Annotated in this window: 16 protein-coding genes and 1 tRNA gene; 11 read left to right on the forward strand and 6 right to left on the reverse strand. The window is 34.8% G+C overall.

All coding sequences use genetic code 11. The annotated features are described in order from the left end of the window. Positions 1 to 41: 41 nt before the first annotated feature. The 4 genes from porL to D778_RS04585 all read left to right on the forward strand — a co-directional run bounded on the left by porL (position 42) and on the right by D778_RS04585 (position 4376). Positions 42 to 683 carry a type IX secretion system motor protein PorL/GldL gene (porL, locus tag D778_RS04570; RefSeq protein WP_040491369.1) on the forward strand — a complete coding sequence of 214 codons (642 nt, stop codon included), beginning with the start codon at positions 42 to 44 and terminating at the stop codon, positions 681 to 683. A 48-nt stretch (positions 684 to 731) separates the two neighbouring features. Continuing rightward, complete coding sequence (gene porM, locus D778_RS04575; RefSeq protein ID WP_007648121.1) at positions 732 to 2282, forward strand: type IX secretion system motor protein PorM/GldM; 1551 nt, start codon at positions 732 to 734, stop codon at positions 2280 to 2282. Between the two features lie 49 nt (positions 2283 to 2331). Next, positions 2332 to 3231, forward strand: a complete 900-nt coding sequence (gene porN / locus D778_RS04580; RefSeq protein WP_007648122.1) for a type IX secretion system ring subunit PorN/GldN — start codon at positions 2332 to 2334, stop codon at positions 3229 to 3231. A gap of 104 nt (positions 3232 to 3335) precedes the next feature. Further along, a complete protein-coding gene (locus tag D778_RS04585; protein ID WP_007648127.1) occupies positions 3336 to 4376 on the forward strand; it encodes an NAD(P)/FAD-dependent oxidoreductase in 1041 nt (346 codons plus the stop codon). On the opposite strand, the gene D778_RS04590 is transcribed toward D778_RS04585, so the two are convergent. Continuing rightward, entirely contained in the window at positions 4363 to 4755 is a 393-nt protein-coding gene (locus tag D778_RS04590) for a DUF983 domain-containing protein (protein ID WP_040491370.1), read from the reverse strand. The genes D778_RS04585 and D778_RS04590 overlap by 14 nt on opposite strands. An 85-nt stretch (positions 4756 to 4840) precedes the next feature. Between D778_RS04590 and D778_RS04595 the strand changes: the two genes are divergently transcribed. The 4 genes from D778_RS04595 to D778_RS04610 all read left to right on the forward strand — a co-directional run bounded on the left by D778_RS04595 (position 4841) and on the right by D778_RS04610 (position 8128). Beyond that, positions 4841 to 6745 carry an ABC-F family ATP-binding cassette domain-containing protein gene (locus tag D778_RS04595; protein WP_007648130.1) on the forward strand — a complete coding sequence of 635 codons (1905 nt, stop codon included), beginning with the start codon at positions 4841 to 4843 and terminating at the stop codon, positions 6743 to 6745. 116 nt (positions 6746 to 6861) lie between these two features. Further along, the gene (locus tag D778_RS04600; protein WP_007648133.1) at positions 6862 to 7683 is read left to right on the forward strand and encodes a leucine-rich repeat domain-containing protein; all 822 of its coding nucleotides are present in this window, start codon (positions 6862 to 6864) and stop codon (positions 7681 to 7683) included. A 71-nt stretch (positions 7684 to 7754) separates the two neighbouring features. After that, positions 7755 to 7937 (forward strand): CPXCG motif-containing cysteine-rich protein, encoded by a 183-nt coding sequence (locus D778_RS04605; protein WP_040491371.1) that lies wholly within the window; start codon positions 7755 to 7757, stop codon positions 7935 to 7937. A 118-nt stretch (positions 7938 to 8055) separates the two neighbouring features. Continuing rightward, positions 8056 to 8128: transfer RNA gene (locus D778_RS04610), tRNA-Met, on the forward strand. 941 nt (positions 8129 to 9069) lie between these two features. Here the strand turns inward: D778_RS04610 and D778_RS04615 are convergent. Beyond that, positions 9070 to 10182 carry a BamA/TamA family outer membrane protein gene (locus tag D778_RS04615; RefSeq protein WP_007648137.1) on the reverse strand — a complete coding sequence of 371 codons (1113 nt, stop codon included), beginning with the start codon at positions 10180 to 10182 and terminating at the stop codon, positions 9070 to 9072. Next, complete coding sequence (locus D778_RS04620) at positions 10182 to 10817, reverse strand: hypothetical protein (protein ID WP_007648139.1); 636 nt, start codon at positions 10815 to 10817, stop codon at positions 10182 to 10184. Before D778_RS04620 ends, D778_RS04615 begins: the two co-directional genes overlap by 1 nt. 250 nt (positions 10818 to 11067) lie before the next feature. Here D778_RS04620 and era point away from each other — a divergent pair, with 250 nt between their 5' ends. Then, positions 11068 to 11943, forward strand: a complete 876-nt coding sequence (gene era, locus D778_RS04625) for a GTPase Era (protein ID WP_007648141.1) — start codon at positions 11068 to 11070, stop codon at positions 11941 to 11943. Between the two features lie 76 nt (positions 11944 to 12019). Here the strand turns inward: era and D778_RS04630 are convergent, their stop codons facing one another. Together D778_RS04630 and D778_RS04635 are read right to left on the reverse strand one after the other, a co-directional pair. Next, positions 12020 to 12526 carry a hypothetical protein gene (locus D778_RS04630; RefSeq protein WP_007648143.1) on the reverse strand — a complete coding sequence of 169 codons (507 nt, stop codon included), beginning with the start codon at positions 12524 to 12526 and terminating at the stop codon, positions 12020 to 12022. A gap of 13 nt (positions 12527 to 12539) precedes the next feature. After that, a complete protein-coding gene (locus D778_RS04635) occupies positions 12540 to 13271 on the reverse strand; it encodes an SIMPL domain-containing protein (protein WP_007648145.1) in 732 nt (243 codons plus the stop codon). An 82-nt stretch (positions 13272 to 13353) separates the two neighbouring features. Here D778_RS04635 and der point away from each other — a divergent pair, with 82 nt between their 5' ends. Both der and D778_RS04645 read left to right on the forward strand, forming a co-directional pair. Next, the gene (der, locus tag D778_RS04640; protein WP_007648146.1) at positions 13354 to 14658 is read left to right on the forward strand and encodes a ribosome biogenesis GTPase Der; all 1305 of its coding nucleotides are present in this window, start codon (positions 13354 to 13356) and stop codon (positions 14656 to 14658) included. A 105-nt stretch (positions 14659 to 14763) separates the two neighbouring features. Further along, positions 14764 to 17574: a TonB-dependent receptor gene (locus D778_RS04645; RefSeq protein WP_007648147.1), complete on the forward strand. Its 2811-nt coding sequence runs from the start codon at positions 14764 to 14766 to the stop codon at positions 17572 to 17574. Positions 17575 to 17639: 65 nt separating this feature from the next. On the opposite strand, the gene D778_RS04650 is transcribed toward D778_RS04645, so the two are convergent. Further along, the gene (locus tag D778_RS04650; protein ID WP_007648148.1) at positions 17640 to 18425 is read right to left on the reverse strand and encodes a TPM domain-containing protein; all 786 of its coding nucleotides are present in this window, start codon (positions 18423 to 18425) and stop codon (positions 17640 to 17642) included. Between the last annotated feature and the right edge of the window lie 19 nt (positions 18426 to 18444).

Below are 18444 nucleotides of genomic sequence, written 5' to 3' on the forward strand. Positions count from 1 at the left end.
TTTAAGTACAACAACTTAAACTTAACTAAAAAACTAAAATTATGGCACAATCAAGAGCATTTAAGAAATTTATGACTATGTCTTACGGATTTGGAGCATCCATTGTAATTATTGGAGCGCTTTTCAAAATTATCCACTTCGAAATAGGTCCATTAACAGGTAACGTTATGTTAACTTTAGGTCTTGTAACAGAAGCAATTGTATTTGCTATTTCTGCATTCGAGCCTGTAGATGACGATTTAGACTGGTCTTTAGTATATCCTGAATTAGCTGGAGGTGCTTCTTCAAGTAAAAAAGAGCAACCAAAAGATGCAGAAGGATTACTTTCCAAAAAACTGGATAACTTATTGAAAGAAGCTAAAATTGATGCAGAATTAATGGCAAGCTTAGGAGATAGCATCAAAAACTTTGAAGGAGCTGCAAAAGGAATAAGCCCAACTGTAGATTCTATTGCTGCTACTAAAAAATATGGTGAAGAATTATCTTTAGCTGCTGCTCAAATGGAATCTTTAAACAGTCTTTACAAAGTACAGTTGGATAGTGTAAACCGTCAAGCTGCAATTAACGAAGAAGCTGTTGAAAACGCTACCAAATTAAAAGAGCAAATGCAATCTTTGGCATCTAACCTATCATCATTAAATGGTGTTTATGGTGGTATGTTATCTGCAATGAATAGAAACTAATTAGTACCCAAACTAAATTTTAACAATTAACAACAAAACTAATTAGAAATGGCAGGAGGAAAATTATCTGCAAGGCAGAAAATGATTAACTTGATGTATTTGGTGTTTATAGCAATGCTAGCACTTAATATGTCAAAAGAGGTGCTATCGGCATTTGGATTAATGAATGAAAAATTAACCGAATCCAATCAAGCAGCTACTGAAAGAAACGAAGCGTTTATGCAAGGTTTGGCAGAAAAAGTTTCTGAACAACCAGCAAAATACCAACCATTAAAAGCACAAGCTGACCAAATTAGTACGTTAGCTAACAATTTTAATAGTTATTTGGAAGAATTAAAAGGCAAAATGACTGCTACTGTTGATGACCCTCAAGATTATGAGGTGATGGACAAAGGTGATTATTTAGACAATAACTTCTTTAAAGGAGATAAATTAAAGCCAGAAGGTCAAGAGTTTTTAAATCAAATAAAAACTTTTAGAGAAGGTGTTATTGACGTATTGTCTCAAAACCCTGATATGGCAAGTATAGCTGAAGATGTTAAAGATAAATTTGAAACAGATCCAGTTACCAACAGAGATGGAAATAAAGTAGATTGGTTGGATTACCACTACAAAGGATTCCCATTAGTGGCATCTTTAACAAAAATGACCCAATTGCAAGCAGATGTTAAAAATACAGAATCTGAAGTGTTATCTTCTATGTTAGCTGGCAAATTAAAAGTTGAAGCGTCTTTAACAAACTTTGATGCAATTGTTGTTCCAGATAAAACAGCGTTCTTTTCTGGAGAAAACTTTACAGGTAGAATTATCTTAGGTAAAAATGATAAAACATTAAAAGCTGATAAAGTAGTTATCAATGGTCAAGAACTACCTGCAGAATCCATGCAAGCTGGACAAACATTATTGGATTTCCCAGCAGGAGCAGTAGGTGAAAGAGAGATTGAAGGTGAATTTCAATTTAAAGAAGGAGACTCCATCATTTCCATTCCTGTAAAATCAACATACGCTGTTGTACCTAAGCCAAACTCAGCAACAATCTCTGCAGATAAAATGAATGTGGTATATCGTGGTGTTGCAAACCCAATGACTATTTCTTTCGCTGGAATCTCAGATAATAATGTATCTGCTAGTGCTCCAGGTTTAAGCAAAGGTTCTGGAGTTGGTAAATACGTTATGAACCCAGGCTCTGGTAGGGAAGTAACTATTAATGTCTCTGGTACGTTGCCAGATGGTAGTAAAGTAAGTGACAAAGCTACTTTTAGAATTAAAGATATTCCTAAACCAACAGGAACCATTAGTGGACAAGATGGAGTTGTGAAATTGCCACGTAACTCAGTAGAGATTGCCACTATTGGTGCCATGCTTGACGATTTTGATTTTGAATTACCAATTCAAGTAACCTCATTCAAAATTAAAGTACCAGGTCAACCTTCTGTTGAGGTTAATGGAACCAAATTAAATTCTCAAGCTAAGAACTCATTGCGTAAAGCAAGACGAGGAGATGCTGTTCAAATATTTGACATTAAAGCACAAATTAGAGGAAATTCTTCTTATAAGTTAAAAGGAGTTTCACCTGTTATTGTTGAAATAGCAAACTAATAGACATTATCATCTTACATGATAAGCCCTAATTAATAAAATTAAAAAGATGAATTATAAAAGTTTTTTATTAACCGTTTTAAGCATATCGTTTGTATCTGCTTCCTTTTCGCAGGCCAACATTTTAAATGCTAAAAGCCCTGAAGAGATTGGTGTAAGAACCGAAGCTCAAAAGGCCGTAGACAACGATAAACCGTTAGAATATGGTTATGTGGATGATAGAGACATTATGTTTTCTAAAATGACTTGGGAAAGAGTGGTTCTGGACGAACGTGTTAATTTCCCTTTATACTATCCTGTAGACACTAACAATATTGGTAATGACAGACGTTCTTTATTTGATGTGTTATGGAAAAACGTGAAAGACGGTAATATTGAAAACATTTATGACGATTCTTATTTTACAACCAAACGTACCTTAAAGGATATTAAATCTGCCATGTCCAAAGTGGATACTTTAGATATAGGTTACGAACAATTTAATGCCGATGGTTATGTAGATCCTGAGTATATTGTAAAACGTGATATTACATCTTACGATATTAGTGCTTATTTAATTAAAGGATTGTGGTATTTTGATAAGCGTCAGGCAGAATTAAAATACAGACTTCTTGGAATAGCACCTGCTGCTCCAGATGTTAACTTTATCGATTCTGATGATGAAGCAAACAAAGAGCCTATTCCTTTATTTTGGGTGTTTTTCCCAGATGCAAGAGAGATTTTACACGAAGCGAAATCGTTTAACAACGAAAATAGTGCAGTGCCTTTCTCTTACGATCATTTGTTGAATTCCAGACGTTTCAACGGTTATATCTATAAAGAAGAAAATGTATATGGAGACCGTAAAGTCACCGAATATATTTCTGAAAATGCTTTAATGCAACTTTTGGAGTCTGATAGAATTAAAGAAAAGATAAGAGATTTTGAACTGGATATGTGGGCTTATTAGTTAAAGCCTTATTATAAAATTTAGAATAAAAACGCTCACTTTTTTAGTGAGCGTTTTTTGCTTGCCCTAAGGAGGAATATCAAATTTAACTTACATTTGCCCAAATGAAACAAGTAGATTATATCATTGTTGGATGTGGTTTGGCTGGAATAGCCTTTATGGAACAATTAATGGCTGCCAACAAAAGCTTTGTGGTTTTTGATGATACATCGCAACAATCGTCTGTAGTGGCTGGAGGTTTATATAATCCAGTGGTTTTAAAACGTTTTACATCTGTTTGGAAAAGCAATGAGCAATTACAATTGGCTTTGCCCATGTATCAGCATATAGAAAATAAACTTCAAATATCAATAGATTACAAAGTGCCTGTTTACAGACGTTTTGCTTCAATGGAAGAACAAAACAATTGGTTTGCAGCTTCTGATAACCCATTGTTAACAAAATATCTTTCACCTAAAATAATTAAGAATAGCAACCCAAACATCAAGGCCGAATATGGTTTTGGCGAAGTGTTGGACACAGGTAGAATTGATACATCTTCCTTGATAACAGCCTATAAAAAGTTCTTGTTGGAGAACAACCTGCTTTTTGAAGAAACCTTTCAGTACCATCAATTAAACATTCAAGAAACTGATGTTTCCTATCAAGATGTATGGGCGTCTCAAATAGTATTTGCCGAAGGTTTTGGTTTGGAACACAATCCGTTTTTTAATTATTTGCCTTTAAAGGAGTCTAAAGGAGAACTTTTAACCATTTATGCGCCAGCATTAAAAATAGATTATATTTTAAAATCCAGTGTGTTTATATTGCCATTGGGAGAAGATTTGTATCATGTTGGGGCAACATATAATTGGAAAGACAAAACCAATGCTGTTACCAAAGAAGGCAGGGAAGAGCTTCTAAACAAGCTTAAAACCTTTTTAAATTGCAATTTTGAAGTGGTTGACCAAGTGGCAGGAATAAGACCTACAGTTAAAGACCGAAGACCCTTGGTGGGAAGGCATCCAGAACACAACAACCTTTATATATTAAATGGCTTGGGCACCAGAGGCGTAATGATTGGCCCTTATGTTGCCAAACAGCTTTTTAACTTTATAGAACAACATGAAGTTCTGGAAGATGAGATCAATATCAATCGGTTTTAGGTTTTACCAAAGATTTGTCATAATGCATAAATAAGTTTATCCAGATGTTTCTGGAAAGGCGCATAATAACAGGATAAAAAACAATCAAAGTACCAACAATGGCAATAAAAGCAGTCATTAAACCACTGCCCAGGAACAAATAGCTAATTACAAATGCTGCAACTGCAAAGGCAATCCCAACAGCATAACTAACGTACATGGAACCATAAAAAAAGGAAGGTTCAATTCGGTATTTGGTACCACAATGGGAACAGGAATCATTGATTTTTAGAACATCTTTCAACATATAAGGATTTTTGTTGGAATACATGGATTCTTGGTGGCATTTAGGACAAGCACCTGTAAATATGCTATAAAGTTTATTACCTTTTTTTATCATTGTTAAAACTATTACTTTTGCGCTTTGTAGCTTATCACAAAGCTATAACTTTATTTAAGAAATCTCTGTAACAATAGTCACAAAAATGCTGAACATCCATAATCTTTCTATTTCTTTTCAAGGGGAATATTTATTCGAAGACATAACCTTTAAATTAAGTCCTGGAGATAGAATAGGTTTAATAGGAAAAAATGGCGCAGGTAAATCTACCATGCTTAAAATTCTTGCTAAAGAACTAGAACCGGACTCTGGACAAATAGCAGCAGATAAAAATTTAAGCATTGGTTTTTTAAAGCAGGATATCGATTTTGAACTGGGAAGAACCGTTTTAGAAGAATCTTACGAAGCCTTTAAGGATATAAAAACGCTTGAAGCCAAAATAGAGGACATCAATGAACAATTGGTAAAACGTACAGACTATGAAAGTGATGGATATCATCAATTAATGGTGGATTTAAACGAAATCCAACATCAATATGAAATTTTGGGAGGTTACAACTATCAAGGAGAAACCGAAAAGATTTTACAAGGTTTGGGGTTTAAACGAAGTGATTTTGAAAAACTTACAGATACCTTCTCTGGTGGATGGCGTATGCGAATTGAGCTGGCTAAGCTCCTGCTTCAAAATAACGACATTTTATTGCTGGACGAACCAACAAACCACCTGGATATAGAATCCATTATTTGGTTGGAAGGTTTTTTAAAAAACTATCCAGGAGCTGTGGTTATTGTATCTCACGATAAAATGTTTTTAGATAACGTAACAAATCGTACCATTGAAATATCCTTAGGTAGAATATACGATTACAACAAACCTTATTCAAAATTCTTGGTATTGCGTCAAGAAATTAAAGAACAACAGCTTGCAACCCAAAAAAACCAACAAAAACAAATAGAGCATACAGAAAAACTTATAGAAAAGTTTCGTGCCAAAGCTTCAAAGGCCACTATGGCTCAATCCTTAATAAAAAAACTGGATAGAATTGATAGAATTGAAGTGGATGAAGATGATCATGCAGTAATGAAATTAAACTTTCCTGTTTCAATTGTACCTGGTAAAATAGTGATAGAAGCGCATGATATTTCAAAAAAATACGATGAGGTTCAAGTTTTAAAGAACATCAATCTTACGGTTGAACGTGATTCCAAAATTGCTTTTGTAGGACAAAACGGTCAAGGAAAATCAACTTTGGCCAAAATCATTGTAGGCGAAATAAAACATCAAGGAACGCTTAAGCTGGGCCATAATGTGCAAATAGCGTATTTTGCCCAAAACCAGGCAGAATATTTAGATGGCAATAAAACGGTTCTGGATACCATGATTGATGCTGCCAACGAAACCAACAGAAGTAAAGTAAGGGATATTTTAGGTTCTTTTTTGTTCAGGGGAGAAGAAGTTGATAAATATGTCCGTGTGCTTTCTGGAGGCGAAAGAAACCGTTTGGCATTGGCAAAATTATTGTTGCAACCCCTAAACGTGTTGGTTATGGATGAGCCTACAAACCATTTGGATATAAAGTCCAAAAACGTGTTAAAAGAAGCCCTTAAAAAGTTTGAAGGCACTTTGATTCTGGTTTCTCACGATAGGGACTTTCTTCAAGGTTTAACGAATAAAGTATATGAGTTTAAGGACCATAAAATAAAGGAATATTTAGGAGATATAGATTTTTATTTAGAACAACGTAACGTTGAAAATTTGCGTGAAGTTGAAAAAAGGGATGTTGTAAAAGAAATCCCCAAGGAAAGTAATAAACAAACCTATGAAGACCAGAAAAAAATAAAGTCTTTAAACAACAAGTTGAGTAATCTGGAAGCTAAGATCCAGCAACTGGAAAAACAAATAAAGGAAATGGATGTGGAATTGGCTACCAACTACGATGAAGCTGTTTCCAACCCTAAATTCTTTGACGGTTATCAGTCTAAAAAACAAGAATTGGAGACCTTGATGGAAGATTGGGAAAGAGTACAAGAAGCCATTGAAAATTTATAATGGTTTGATTTTAAGTCCCTAACTATTTTATTCAATTGTGCATTTCGTCGAATAAATTTGTTTCTTATCCATAAAACGTCTAATATTGTTAGAGATTAATCCCAAATCGAAGACATATGAAGACTTATACACTTATCATACTTTGTTTTTTTATAACCACATTTTCCTTTTCGGAAGTCGCTCAAAGTGAGAAAGAAGCCTTATTGGCCCTTTACAATTCTACCAATGGCGAAAAGTGGAATCACACTTGGAATTTAAACGAACCTATTGAAAATTGGTATGGTGTAACTGTTCAAGACAATAAAGTAGTTGAAATTAATTTACACTTCAATAATCTTCAAGGAAACTTACCACAAGAAATTGGAAATTTAGTGAACTTAAGAAAAATGAACCTTGGGTTCAATCAATTGGAAGGTGAGTTGCCAGCAACCATTGGAAATTTAAAGAGTTTACTTTCACTGGAGTTGTTCATGAACAAATTTGAAGGACAGATACCTTCAGAAATTGGTGATTTAAAAGGATTAAGGGTTGTAAAGTTATACAGTAACAGTTTTACAGGTGAAATCCCAGCGAGCATTGGAAATTTAAAAAACTTAAAAGAGCTAATGTTGGGCAGTAATTTTCTAACAGGAACCATTCCGGTAGAAATTAAAGAATTGAACAGATTGGAAATTTTAAGTTTAATTGATAATAAATTAGTTGGTGAAATCCCTTCAGAAATAGGCCAATTAACTAACTTAAAGGAATTGGTTCTTGCCAGTAACGAATTAACAGGGACAGTACCTTATCAAGTTACCAATTTATCCAATCTAAGCACGTTTATGGTAAGCGACAATAACTTTGAAAGAGAATATGTAAGTGTTGTAGATGGTGAAGGTAGCATGCCTATAGGCGCTTTTGAATTTGATTCTAAAACCGTCATAACCGATAACGATTAAATATTAATTAATTGATTAAAAAAATAAAAAAAGACCATCTGCACAGATGGTCTTTTTTTATATCTTTAAGTATGCAAGAATGTTTTTTTCAATGCCCATATTGTTGGGAAACCATATCGATGCTTTTGGATACCTCCCAATCACAGCAAGACTATGTGGAAGATTGTGAAGTTTGTTGCAACCCCATACAAATTAGCCTTAAATTTCAGGATACGGAACTGATGGAGTTTCATGCCAAAAGTTTAGAACAGTAAATTTCTTTAAAATGTTCTTGTTATATCTAAAAAGCATTGTATATTTGCATTCCAAAAATGATTGAATCGGCATTATGAACCGATAAGTTAAGAGCTTAAAATTATTTTGGAATCAAATCGCGGGATAGAGCAGTAGGTAGCTCGTCGGGCTCATAACCCGAAGGTCACTGGTTCGAGTCCAGTTCCCGCTACTAAATTAGAATCACTTCAAAAACAACGGTTTGGCTTTCGCTAAACCGTTTTTTTATGCATACGATTTTTGATTATCTTGCGCAAGAATTACAAAATGAATACGAAAGTGAATACGATTTAACCTTGAAAAAAAATTATTCAACCCCCAAAATCTACTCTGCCAACGGTGATTTAAGTAAGCGTTGGTATGTCTATTTTTCTTACCGAAATCTTAATTCCATATAAAGTAGATCTCTCATCAGTAAAAAGAGCATAAAAAGCAGTCCTACCCTTAAAATGTGGCAATGGGTTAATCATTGATTTACACTGTTTTTTAAACCCGTCTGCCTGACGGGCAGGTATACCATATTAGAAAGTATAAAGTCTAAAGATAAATGTAATCTTATTTCATAGAATAAATTAATAGTGACTTTTTGAAGCCTTTTTGACGTGAGTAAAGTTGACAATCCCGATAACTATCGGTAAATTGAGATAACCTACTTTAATATTACGTTTATGAGTTCAGCCATAGCGTTCCTGCCTGCCGTTTTTTAGGTTTGCATAATGATTATCTTCTGTAATACTAATTTAGATGTTATTTTTTTAAGTGTTTGGATGTATACGCTATAGTATTCCTCTGTCTGAATGATGTATAAGATTTTTAATGTTGTTTGCCTGATAAATAACTTTGTTGAACGCTTTAACACAACCTTTTTGATTTTAAGCTAATTAATTCTATCTTAATTTTATCATTTCGTTGTGTATATAAGCAACTAATTTTCAAACCTGTCTGCCAATAGGCTGATATAAATAGAATTGGGAATTCGAAAACAGGATTGGGTGATATATTCTTAAAAATGCTAAGATTACATGGAGAATTTATTTGCTGCTTAGGGAAAATATTGTGTGATTTTCTGAACAAAATTAGAAATATGTTTTGCCAAGAAAGTAGGTTGAAGCTTTAAAATGCTTCATTAATCCCAAAGTAAACCCCATTGCTACCATCAATACCTATTCCTGCATCCAGTCGAACCCAAGTGTCCTGGGTTTTTAAAAGTTTAAATCTAATGCCTCCTCCAGCACTTGGTTTTAAATCGTTTAGGCTTAAAAGTTGTTTTTGATTGTTTGCTACTTTACCCATAAGCCCAAATCCAGCCAAAGCCCAACGAGGTTTAAAACGATATCGGTATTCTGCTTGGAACAGGTACAGACTTTTGTCTATATACCTTCCTTGATAGTAGCCACGAGCTCTATTGCCACCACCATACCAGGCCAATCCCTGGAATGGAGGATTTCCGTAATTCCCTTCGTAATACAATTGTAAAGCAACTATGCTATGTTCTCCTATTTTTTGGTAAGTGCGTAAGTCTGCAATAAATTTGTTGTAATTTTCCGTAGCTCCAAAAAGTTCACTGGAAAATTGGGCATTCATTTTAAGCAAATGCCCAGAAAGAGGTGAACCCACATTGTCCCTGGAATCTAAATTAAAAATCACTCCAAACCCGCTAATAACAGCTCCATCACTACCCGTAATGTCTCCTTGGCTTAAAAGACCTCCATCAACAACTTTGGTTACATCATGGTTTTCATAAATGTACTCAAAACCAAAATTAAGGGCTGGAGGCAATCGTTTTAAAAAACTGACCTTTAATATTTGTGAGGTCATATCGTAAGATTCCTCATTGCTATTGGGTGTGTCATTGCCAATTCCCCAAAAATTGTTTGGAAATATTTTCCATTTAAAATTCATGTCAAGAAAATAATCGCCTTTGCCAAAATAAATTTGTGGGATCACATCAATAATAAATTGTTTATTGGATGTCATTATAAAATCTACAAAAATATTGGATACCCTATCGTTGTATATGTTCTTTTGTTTTAATAGAAATACTTGTGCTCCAGCTCCAAAACCAAAGCTTGTTTCTGGAGTGTAAAAAATTATGGGTATGGCTACAAATTGAAATTTTTTATTTTTATTAATGGTGTCGGACTTGATCACATCGTCTTTTTGCTGACCAAATCCATCAGGAATAAAAAAGATACATATCAATATAAAGAAAAATAGTTTTTTCATTAAAGAGGTTTCGTGTCCAACAATATTTTAAATCCAAAAGAGAAGGAAAGGTTGCTAAGCTCAAAAGAGTTTTGGTTTGTACTCTCATTGATATTGTTTTCCTGCGTTAAATTCAACCAATAAACATTATAGTTAAGGCCAAGTTCAAAAGATACGCGATCTTGTATAACATACGAAAAACCAAAGGTTGAAAGAAACCCAAAACCACCACCTTTATTTACGTTTTCAACATACACTTCTTCATCCAATCCACCAATGGTTTCCCTGTATAAAACATAGCCAGGGGATAAACTGAAAAACACAGAGCCAATGCTGCTTGGGGAAAGAAAGTAAGTGCCTTTTGGACCTATAAAGAAAATCTCGGAAGTATTTTCCTCGCTTTCATTTTCTTCATTCCTTCGTTCCATATTGGCCGAAATACCAAGATTTAAACGGTCTATTATAAATTTTCCTGTACCAATTTCAACTCTGTACCAATTACTTATGGATTTATTATCTGTTTTTGTGTTTTCAAAAGATCCTGAGCCTATGGAACCTGTTAATCCCGTAAGCCATCTGCCTTTTCTAAAAGGGGTAACATCAGCAGTGTCAGTTGTGTCTGTTTGGGTGTCTTGTGAATAACAAATAGTAGGCATGAAACAGATGCATGCTGTAATGAAAAAGGCAAAAAACAATTTGTTTATCACTTAAAAACGGTTCTTTATAATAGGGTTGAACTTATACTACGAAAGTATTAAAAAAAACCTACATAATGTTTAATACATTAAAAAGTTACCAAACATGAAAAAAGTAAAAAGGAATAAAATCGTCAAGGTTTTTTTAACTAGAAATGGGATTGTTACGTTTAAAAATTTTAAAACTATCTTTGCATATTAAATGTTTAAGATGCACAAAGCAGGTTTTGTAAATATTATAGGAAATCCAAATGTTGGGAAATCCACATTAATGAATGCGTTTGTTGGTGAAAAGTTGTCCATTATTACTTCTAAAGCACAAACCACACGTCATAGGATTTTAGGAATAGTGAATGGGGAGGATTTTCAAATGATATTGAGTGACACTCCTGGAATCATCAAACCAGCTTATCAATTACAGGAGTCCATGATGGATTTTGTAAAATCTGCTTTTGATGATGCCGATGTGCTAATTTACATGGTGGAAATTGGTGAAAAAGAGCTGAAAGACGAAGCTTTTTTTAATAAGATTACCAATTCCAAAATCCCCGTATTATTACTGCTGAATAAAATTGATAAATCAAACCAAGAACAGCTAGAAGAACAAGTGCAAAGTTGGGCAGCCAAAGTGCCAAATGCGGAAATTTATGCCATTTCAGCACTGGAAGGTTTTCAAGTGCAAGAGGTGTTTAACCGTATTGTAGAATTGCTTCCAGAATCGCCACCTTTTTATCCTAAAGATCAGCTTACAGACAAACCAGAACGGTTTTTTGTAAATGAAACCATTCGAGAAAAAATATTGTTGCATTACAAAAAAGAAATTCCATACGCTGTGGAAATTGATACTGAAGAGTTTTTTGAAGAAGAAAACATCATTAGGATGCGTTCTGTAATTATGGTGGAGCGTGAAACCCAAAAAGGCATCATTATAGGACATAAAGGAGCAGCTTTAAAACGGGTAGGTATGGAAGCCAGAAAAGACCTGGAAAAATTCTTTGGTAAACAAGTGCATTTGGAACTGTACGTTAAAGTGAATAAAAACTGGCGTAACGATCAAAAACAATTAAAACGATTTGGGTATAATTAGGCGCTTTCATAATCTGTAGAGTCAAGTCTCGGCTTGTCAGTAAGCGAGTTGTACGTACAGGGTTTTAAGACTCAAATTAAGCGCTTCTTAGGGTATCTCGCATAAATCCATGCAGTAAATGCATCTCCTCCATGCCAGCTTTTTTGCCCATTTGCCCAATTACATACAACGCTATCCATATAAGTACCATAAAAAACATCAAGCTTATTTGCAGTGCATAACTTGTTTTTAAGGCCCAATTGGTATAAGCCCAAACTCCAAACCCAATAAATAGTCCAGCCACTATAAAATGAAAAAACATAAACATGGTCCAGACTGTTGGGTTGGGACCAAACAACCCACGAATGGTGCTAGAGTTTTCATCAATTTCATCAATTTCTAAATGTAGTTGTGGCGACCAAAAATGTTGTTTGTTTTTGGGTAATTTCAAAAACAAATGATTGTCTATTCTGGAAACTATAAAATTGTCTTGTTCTTTTTTGGCTTTATCAAATAAACCTAATAAATATTCATTGTTTTGGTTTTTTTCAAATTTAAAACGTGGCCTTAAAACCACTTCGTTTAGAGTAGAGGAGTTAGACATATAATTTCAAAAATTATTTCACTTTATAATCCAGTTTCATGGTAATGGAGGCTGTTTTTTCTTTCGATTCCGTGTTAAAGGTGCCTCCCCAAGAATAATCTTCGTCAGAATTCTGTCCGGTTATTTGAAAAATGCCCATTTTGGCAGAAATTAATTCCCCCAATTTACCACCAGAATTTTCAGCAATCATGTCTGCCCTGTGTTTGGCATCTGCAGTAGCTTTGGAAATCATTTCAATCTTTAAATCGGCCAATTTGGTGTAATAATATCTAGGCGATTGTGAATAAAATTGAATGCCTTTATTTAATAGTTCGGTAATTTCCCTCGAAACAGATTCTACTTTTTCTACATCTTTGGAATCTATTTGTAACGATTGAGTTAAAATATACCCTAAAAATTCTTCACCTACATATTGTCCGTCGTTATTGTACTTGCCACGTGTGTTTTTTCTACTGTTAACAGCATTGAAAACCAATTCTTTTTCGGTTATCCCTTTGGAAAGTAAATAGTCCGAAATTATTTTTTTGTCTTTTTCAAGGTCGCTATACGCTTGTTGAAGGTTAAAGCTCTCTTTGGAAAAAGAACCTTCCCACACAATCAAATCCGAAGTAAAATCGGCTTTCCCCAAGCCAGTTACAGAAATGGTGCCTTCGGTTTGATTTCTGTTCATAAAGGCATTGCCTAACAAAAAAGCAGAAATGACTATCGCTAAGGAAAAAATTATGGCAGCAATGTTGTTTTTCATAATTAAATATATTTTTTTGAGTGACACAAAATACAACGAAATCATAAGCATATCATTATATTTGCACCAAAATTTATTTAAAATGAGTAACATAGTTGCCATAGTGGGAAGACCCAATGTAGGGAAATCGACTTTTTTTAACCGTTTAATTAAAAGAAGAGAGGCTATTGTTGATGCCGTAAGTGGTGTTACCAGAGATAGACATTACGGAAAAAGCGATTGGAATGGCGTAGAGTTTTCTTTGATTGATACAGGTGGTTACGTAAAAGGTAGCGATGATGTTTTTGAAGCAGAAATAGACAAACAAGTGGAGCTGGCAATAGATGAAGCCGATGCCATTATTTTTATGGTAGATGTAGAGTCTGGTGTTACTGGAATGGACGAAGATGTGGCCACTTTACTTAGAAAAGTTAAAAAACCCGTGTTTTTGGTGGTGAACAAAGTAGACAATGCCAAAAGAGCAGAAGATGCCGTAGAGTTTTATTCTTTAGGCTTGGGAGACTACTTTACCATTGCCAGTATCAATGGTAGTGGCACAGGAGACTTACTGGATGCCCTTGTAGAGGCTTTACCGGAAAAAGAACATGTTGAAGAAGACGAATTGCCAAGATTTGCTGTAGTTGGAAGACCCAATGCAGGAAAATCATCGTTTATAAACGCACTTATTGGTGAAGATAGGTATATAGTTACAGACATTGCTGGCACAACAAGAGATTCCATAGATACCAAATACAACCGTTTTGGTTTTGAATTCAATTTGGTGGATACTGCTGGAATAAGACGAAAATCCAAGGTCAAAGACGATCTGGAATTTTATTCGGTTATGCGCAGTGTTCGTGCCATTGAGCATTGTGATGTATGTTTGTTGGTCATGGACGCAACTCGGGGTTTTGATGGTCAAGTACAGAATATTTTTTGGTTGGCAGAACGCAACAGGAAAGGTATAGTAATATTGGTGAACAAATGGGATTTGGTTGAAAAAGACAACAAATCCACCAATCAATATGAAAAGATAATAAGAAAGGAGATCGAGCCATTTACCGATGTACCTATAGTTTTTATTTCTGTATTGAACAAACAACGTATTTTTAAAGCTATTGAAACAGCTGTTGAAGTATATAACAACCGAACCAAAAAAATTAAAACCAGTGTTTTGAATGAGGTGTTGTTGCCAATTATTGAACACAATCCACCACCAGCATATAAAGGAAAGTTTGTGAAAATTAAATACATCATGCAATTGCCAACACCGCAGCCACAATTCGCATTTTTCTGTAATTTACCTCAATATGTAAGGGAGCCTTACAAACGCTTTCTTGAAAACAAACTTCGCGAACATTTTGATTTTAAAGGGGTTCCGGTGAGTGTGTATATGCGTAAGAAGTAAAATTTATATTTTTCTTAAGAAAATTCATACGAAAAACTAAGTACATTCGTTTTTTATTGTTGAACTCCAGTTGAGTTCTTTTTTAAGCTATCAATCAAAAAAACCATGAAGTACTTTTTATTTTTCATTGCTTTGTTATGCTTCACTGTTTCTTTTTCCCAATCCAATACCTTTGAAATTTCAGGAACTGTGGTTTCGGCCGATGATAAAACGCCACTTGAGTCTGCAACCGTACATTTAGAACGCATAAAAGACAGTACAGTTGTTACATATACCATTACAGATAAAAATGGTAAATTCTTTTTAAAAGATAATTTAAGCGATACAACGGTTAACTTGTACGTGTCTTATGTTGGTTACAGGACCTATTTAAAAAAAGTTACATTAAACCAAAGCTTCATTCATTTAAATACCTTGGAATTGGAAGTGAATTCAAGTGCTTTAAACGAAGTGCTTATTACATCTCAAGCACCAATTACCATTAAAAAAGACACCTTGGAATTTAATGTAAAATCCTTTAAAACAAAAAAGGATGCAACTGTTGAGGATTTACTGAAAGAGCTTCCAGGTGTTGAGGTGGATGAAGCCGGAAAAATAAAAGTCAACGGAAAAGAAGTGACTAAAATACTGGTAAATGGCAAACCTTTTTTTGGAGACGACCCAACCATTACCACGAAAAATTTAACCAAGGAAATTATAGATAAGGTCCAAATTGTGGACAGCAAAACAAAATCTGAAGCCTTTACTGGAGAAGTTACAGATGGTGAAGAAAAAACCATAAACCTAACCATTAGTGAAGAAAAGAATAAAGGGGTTTTTGGACGAGTAGCTGCTGGAGGGGGTACAGACCAGCGTTATGAATTTGCAGGCATGCTCAATTACTTTAACAACGACCAACGTGTGAGTGTTTTAGCAGGTGGTAACAATATTAATTCGCCAGGATTCAGTTTTGGGGAAATTCGAAAAATGTTCGGGAATATCAACAGTATGTCTGTTTCCAGTAATGGCACCTTTACCATAGATGGTAGAACGTTTGGTGGTGGAGCAGGTATAACAAAATCTCAAAATGCAGGAGCCAATTATGCCGATGTCATTGGTGAAAAAACAGATATCTCAGCCGATTATTTTTACTCTGGCAGCAATTCAGAAAATCAAACAGCCACCCAACGGGAAAATATTTTACCAGATTCCCGTTATTATACCAATTCTACATCCAATAGTTATAACGATAGTGGCAGCCATAGCGCCAATATAGGTTTCGATATAGAAATAGATTCTACTTTATTGATTAATGTGGATCCATCCTTTCGTTATTCCAAAAGCCAAAATACCTATACAGGTTATGAAGCGTCTTTAAACAACTCTAAAGTCTTAACCAACGAGTCGCATACAAATTCACAGATTGAAAATGTTGCAACCAATTTCACCAATAAGCTGAACGTCACTAAAAAATTTGGAAGTAAAGGAGCTTATATAAAAGCTGGAGTTGATGTAAGGGTAAACTCAAGGGAATCTAACGATTACTTGACATCGCTAACAAATGTATATGGTGAAGATGTTAACAACCCAAACAACCCGGATTATGTTTTAATAGACCAAACCAGTCGCGATCAATTTACAGATGGAAATGGAGATACCAAAACCCTTAGGTCCAATGTAAGTTACAGATTGCCCATTATTGATAAAAAGTTATTTGTGAATTTTGATTATGATTATTCAAATACCAAAACAGATGATACCAAAAGCACATTTGATAAAGATGCAGAAGGATATTATACCATTTTTAACCAAACCTTGAGTACCGATTTTGATTATACTGATGAGACTAGTGCTCCAGGAATTGCTTTAAGCTATAAAACCGAAGTGTTTTCAGCAAGAATAGCAAGCTCCTACTTGTTTAGGACATTGGGCAACAAAGATTTGTTAAGACCTGAATTTAATATAGAAAGAACGTTTAAAAACATGCAACTTAACTCTTATATGAATTACAAGTTAAGTGATAAAGCATCTGTTTACCTCAATTATTATCTACAGAACAATCCACCAGAATTACAACAGTTGCAAGCCTTTGCAGACGTATCAGATCCATTGAATACCATTGTGGGAAACCCTAACCTGGAACCTGAAACAAGTCATAGTTTTTATGCAGGATTCAATGCTTTCGATTTTCAGAAGAAAACGGGTTTTTATGGTTATTTTGGTGGTGCTTTTACAGATAATAAAGTTGTTTCAAAATCCATTGTAACAGAAGATCTAGAGAGAATAACCACATACGAGAATGTAAACGGGAACTACAATGCTTATGGAGGTGTAGATTATAGTAAAAGCATAAAACTGGATAGTTTAAGGTCTGTTAAGGTTGGTTTTGGGGTTTATACCAACATCTATAAAAATATTAATTTTAACAATGGTGTGCAATATGCCAGCCATGTAAATTCCTTTACTCCAGAATTGGATTTTACTTTTGAATGGAAAGATATTTTTGAAATCAGGCCAAGATACAGTGTTAGGTTCACTAATAATAAGTACAATTTGGACACTTTTGAGGATACCCAGTTTTTGTTTCATCAATTAAGAGTAAGGACTGTATGGTACCTACCTAAAAATTTTGAATGGCGAAATGATATAGAATATAATTACGATCCCAGCATATCAAGCAGTTTTCAACAAAGTGCCTGGTTTTGGAACAGTACCTTAGCCTATTCCTTTATGAAAGACAAAGCAATTCTTACTTTAAAGGCCTACGATTTATTGAACCAAAACACCAACGCTAGAAGAACAGCTACACAAAATTACATTCAAGATTCTCAAAGTACTGTTTTGCAACGTTATTTTATGCTTAGTTTTAGCTGGAAATTTAATAGTTTGGGTAAAAAAGGAGAAACACAAGACGATGGAATGTTCATTTTTGATTAAAGGGGTTCAATTTGAGTTTTAATTTCCCGCATTAAAAACTGGTACAGAACATTGCAGCTTGCAGTTTACCAACTACCTCCTGCGCCACCACCAGAGAAGCCTCCACCTCCAAAACCTCCACCAAAGCCACCTCCAGAAAACCCACCACCAGAAGAGCCGCCAAAGCCACCAGAAGAGCCACCATAGCTACCTCTTCCCATATTGCTCAAAATTATGGCGTCCAGGATACTGAAACCTCCAGATTTCCTGCCTCCAGAGCCTCCAGAGCCACCACGTCTGTTTTTGGAAATAGAAATTAAAATGATGATAAACACAATGAACATGAAAAAGATGACTCCAAAGGGGAAGCCTGAATTATTGGAAGATTTTCTGGAGCCTTGGTATTCGCCCATTAAAACTTCAAAAATGGCTTCGGTTCCTTTATCCAAGCCACTGTAATAATCACCTCTTTTAAATTCGGGAATAATCACGTTTCTTGTAAGTTCCCCAACAATACCAGCAGTTAATTTGTGTTCCACGCCATAACCCGGAGAAATCCATATTTTTCTGTCGTCTCTAGCCAATAATATAAAAACACCATTATCTTCTTTGGCTTGGCCTATTCCCCATTCGTGAGCCCATTTGGCCGACAAAAGACCAATGTTCTCTCCTTTGGTTGTTGGGATAATGGCTACTACAATCTGTGTGGAAGTGGTGTCGGAATATTTTATGAGTTTTTGTTCCAGACTGCTTTTTTCTGAAGCAGACAATAAAGACGCGTAATCGTAAACACTGGTTTGTTCTTTGGGAGTCTTGGGTATATCGAATTGTGACCACACGTTTTGAGTAAGACACAAACCCAAAAACAACATGATAACTAAGCGTATTGGT

This window comes from Xanthomarina gelatinilytica (assembly GCF_000348685.1).
In the GTDB taxonomy this organism is placed as follows: Bacteria; Bacteroidota; Bacteroidia; order Flavobacteriales; family Flavobacteriaceae; genus Xanthomarina; species Xanthomarina gelatinilytica.

What these genes read in the sequence shown, in the direction of transcription:
- D778_RS04615 (WP_007648137.1), bottom strand. Translation starts at nt 10,182, where the DNA reads ATGAAAAAACTATTTTTCTTTATATTGATATGTATCTTTTTTATTCCT.
- D778_RS04620 (WP_007648139.1), bottom strand. Translation starts at nt 10,817, where the DNA reads ATGCCTACTATTTGTTATTCACAAGACACCCAAACAGACACAACTGAC.
- D778_RS04650 (WP_007648148.1), bottom strand. Translation starts at nt 18,425, where the DNA reads ATGTTGTTTTTGGGTTTGTGTCTTACTCAAAACGTGTGGTCACAATTC.
- D778_RS04595 (WP_007648130.1), top strand. Translation starts at nt 4,841, where the DNA reads ATGCTGAACATCCATAATCTTTCTATTTCTTTTCAAGGGGAATATTTA.
- porL (WP_040491369.1), top strand. Translation starts at nt 42, where the DNA reads ATGGCACAATCAAGAGCATTTAAGAAATTTATGACTATGTCTTACGGA.
- D778_RS04630 (WP_007648143.1), bottom strand. Translation starts at nt 12,526, where the DNA reads ATGTCTAACTCCTCTACTCTAAACGAAGTGGTTTTAAGGCCACGTTTT.
- D778_RS04645 (WP_007648147.1), top strand. Translation starts at nt 14,764, where the DNA reads ATGAAGTACTTTTTATTTTTCATTGCTTTGTTATGCTTCACTGTTTCT.
- D778_RS04600 (WP_007648133.1), top strand. Translation starts at nt 6,862, where the DNA reads ATGAAGACTTATACACTTATCATACTTTGTTTTTTTATAACCACATTT.
- D778_RS04635 (WP_007648145.1), bottom strand. Translation starts at nt 13,271, where the DNA reads ATGAAAAACAACATTGCTGCCATAATTTTTTCCTTAGCGATAGTCATT.
- D778_RS04590 (WP_040491370.1), bottom strand. Translation starts at nt 4,755, where the DNA reads ATGATAAAAAAAGGTAATAAACTTTATAGCATATTTACAGGTGCTTGT.
- D778_RS04605 (WP_040491371.1), top strand. Translation starts at nt 7,755, where the DNA reads ATGCAAGAATGTTTTTTTCAATGCCCATATTGTTGGGAAACCATATCG.
- porM (WP_007648121.1), top strand. Translation starts at nt 732, where the DNA reads ATGGCAGGAGGAAAATTATCTGCAAGGCAGAAAATGATTAACTTGATG.
- D778_RS04585 (WP_007648127.1), top strand. Translation starts at nt 3,336, where the DNA reads ATGAAACAAGTAGATTATATCATTGTTGGATGTGGTTTGGCTGGAATA.
- der (WP_007648146.1), top strand. Translation starts at nt 13,354, where the DNA reads ATGAGTAACATAGTTGCCATAGTGGGAAGACCCAATGTAGGGAAATCG.
- era (WP_007648141.1), top strand. Translation starts at nt 11,068, where the DNA reads ATGCACAAAGCAGGTTTTGTAAATATTATAGGAAATCCAAATGTTGGG.
- porN (WP_007648122.1), top strand. Translation starts at nt 2,332, where the DNA reads ATGAATTATAAAAGTTTTTTATTAACCGTTTTAAGCATATCGTTTGTA.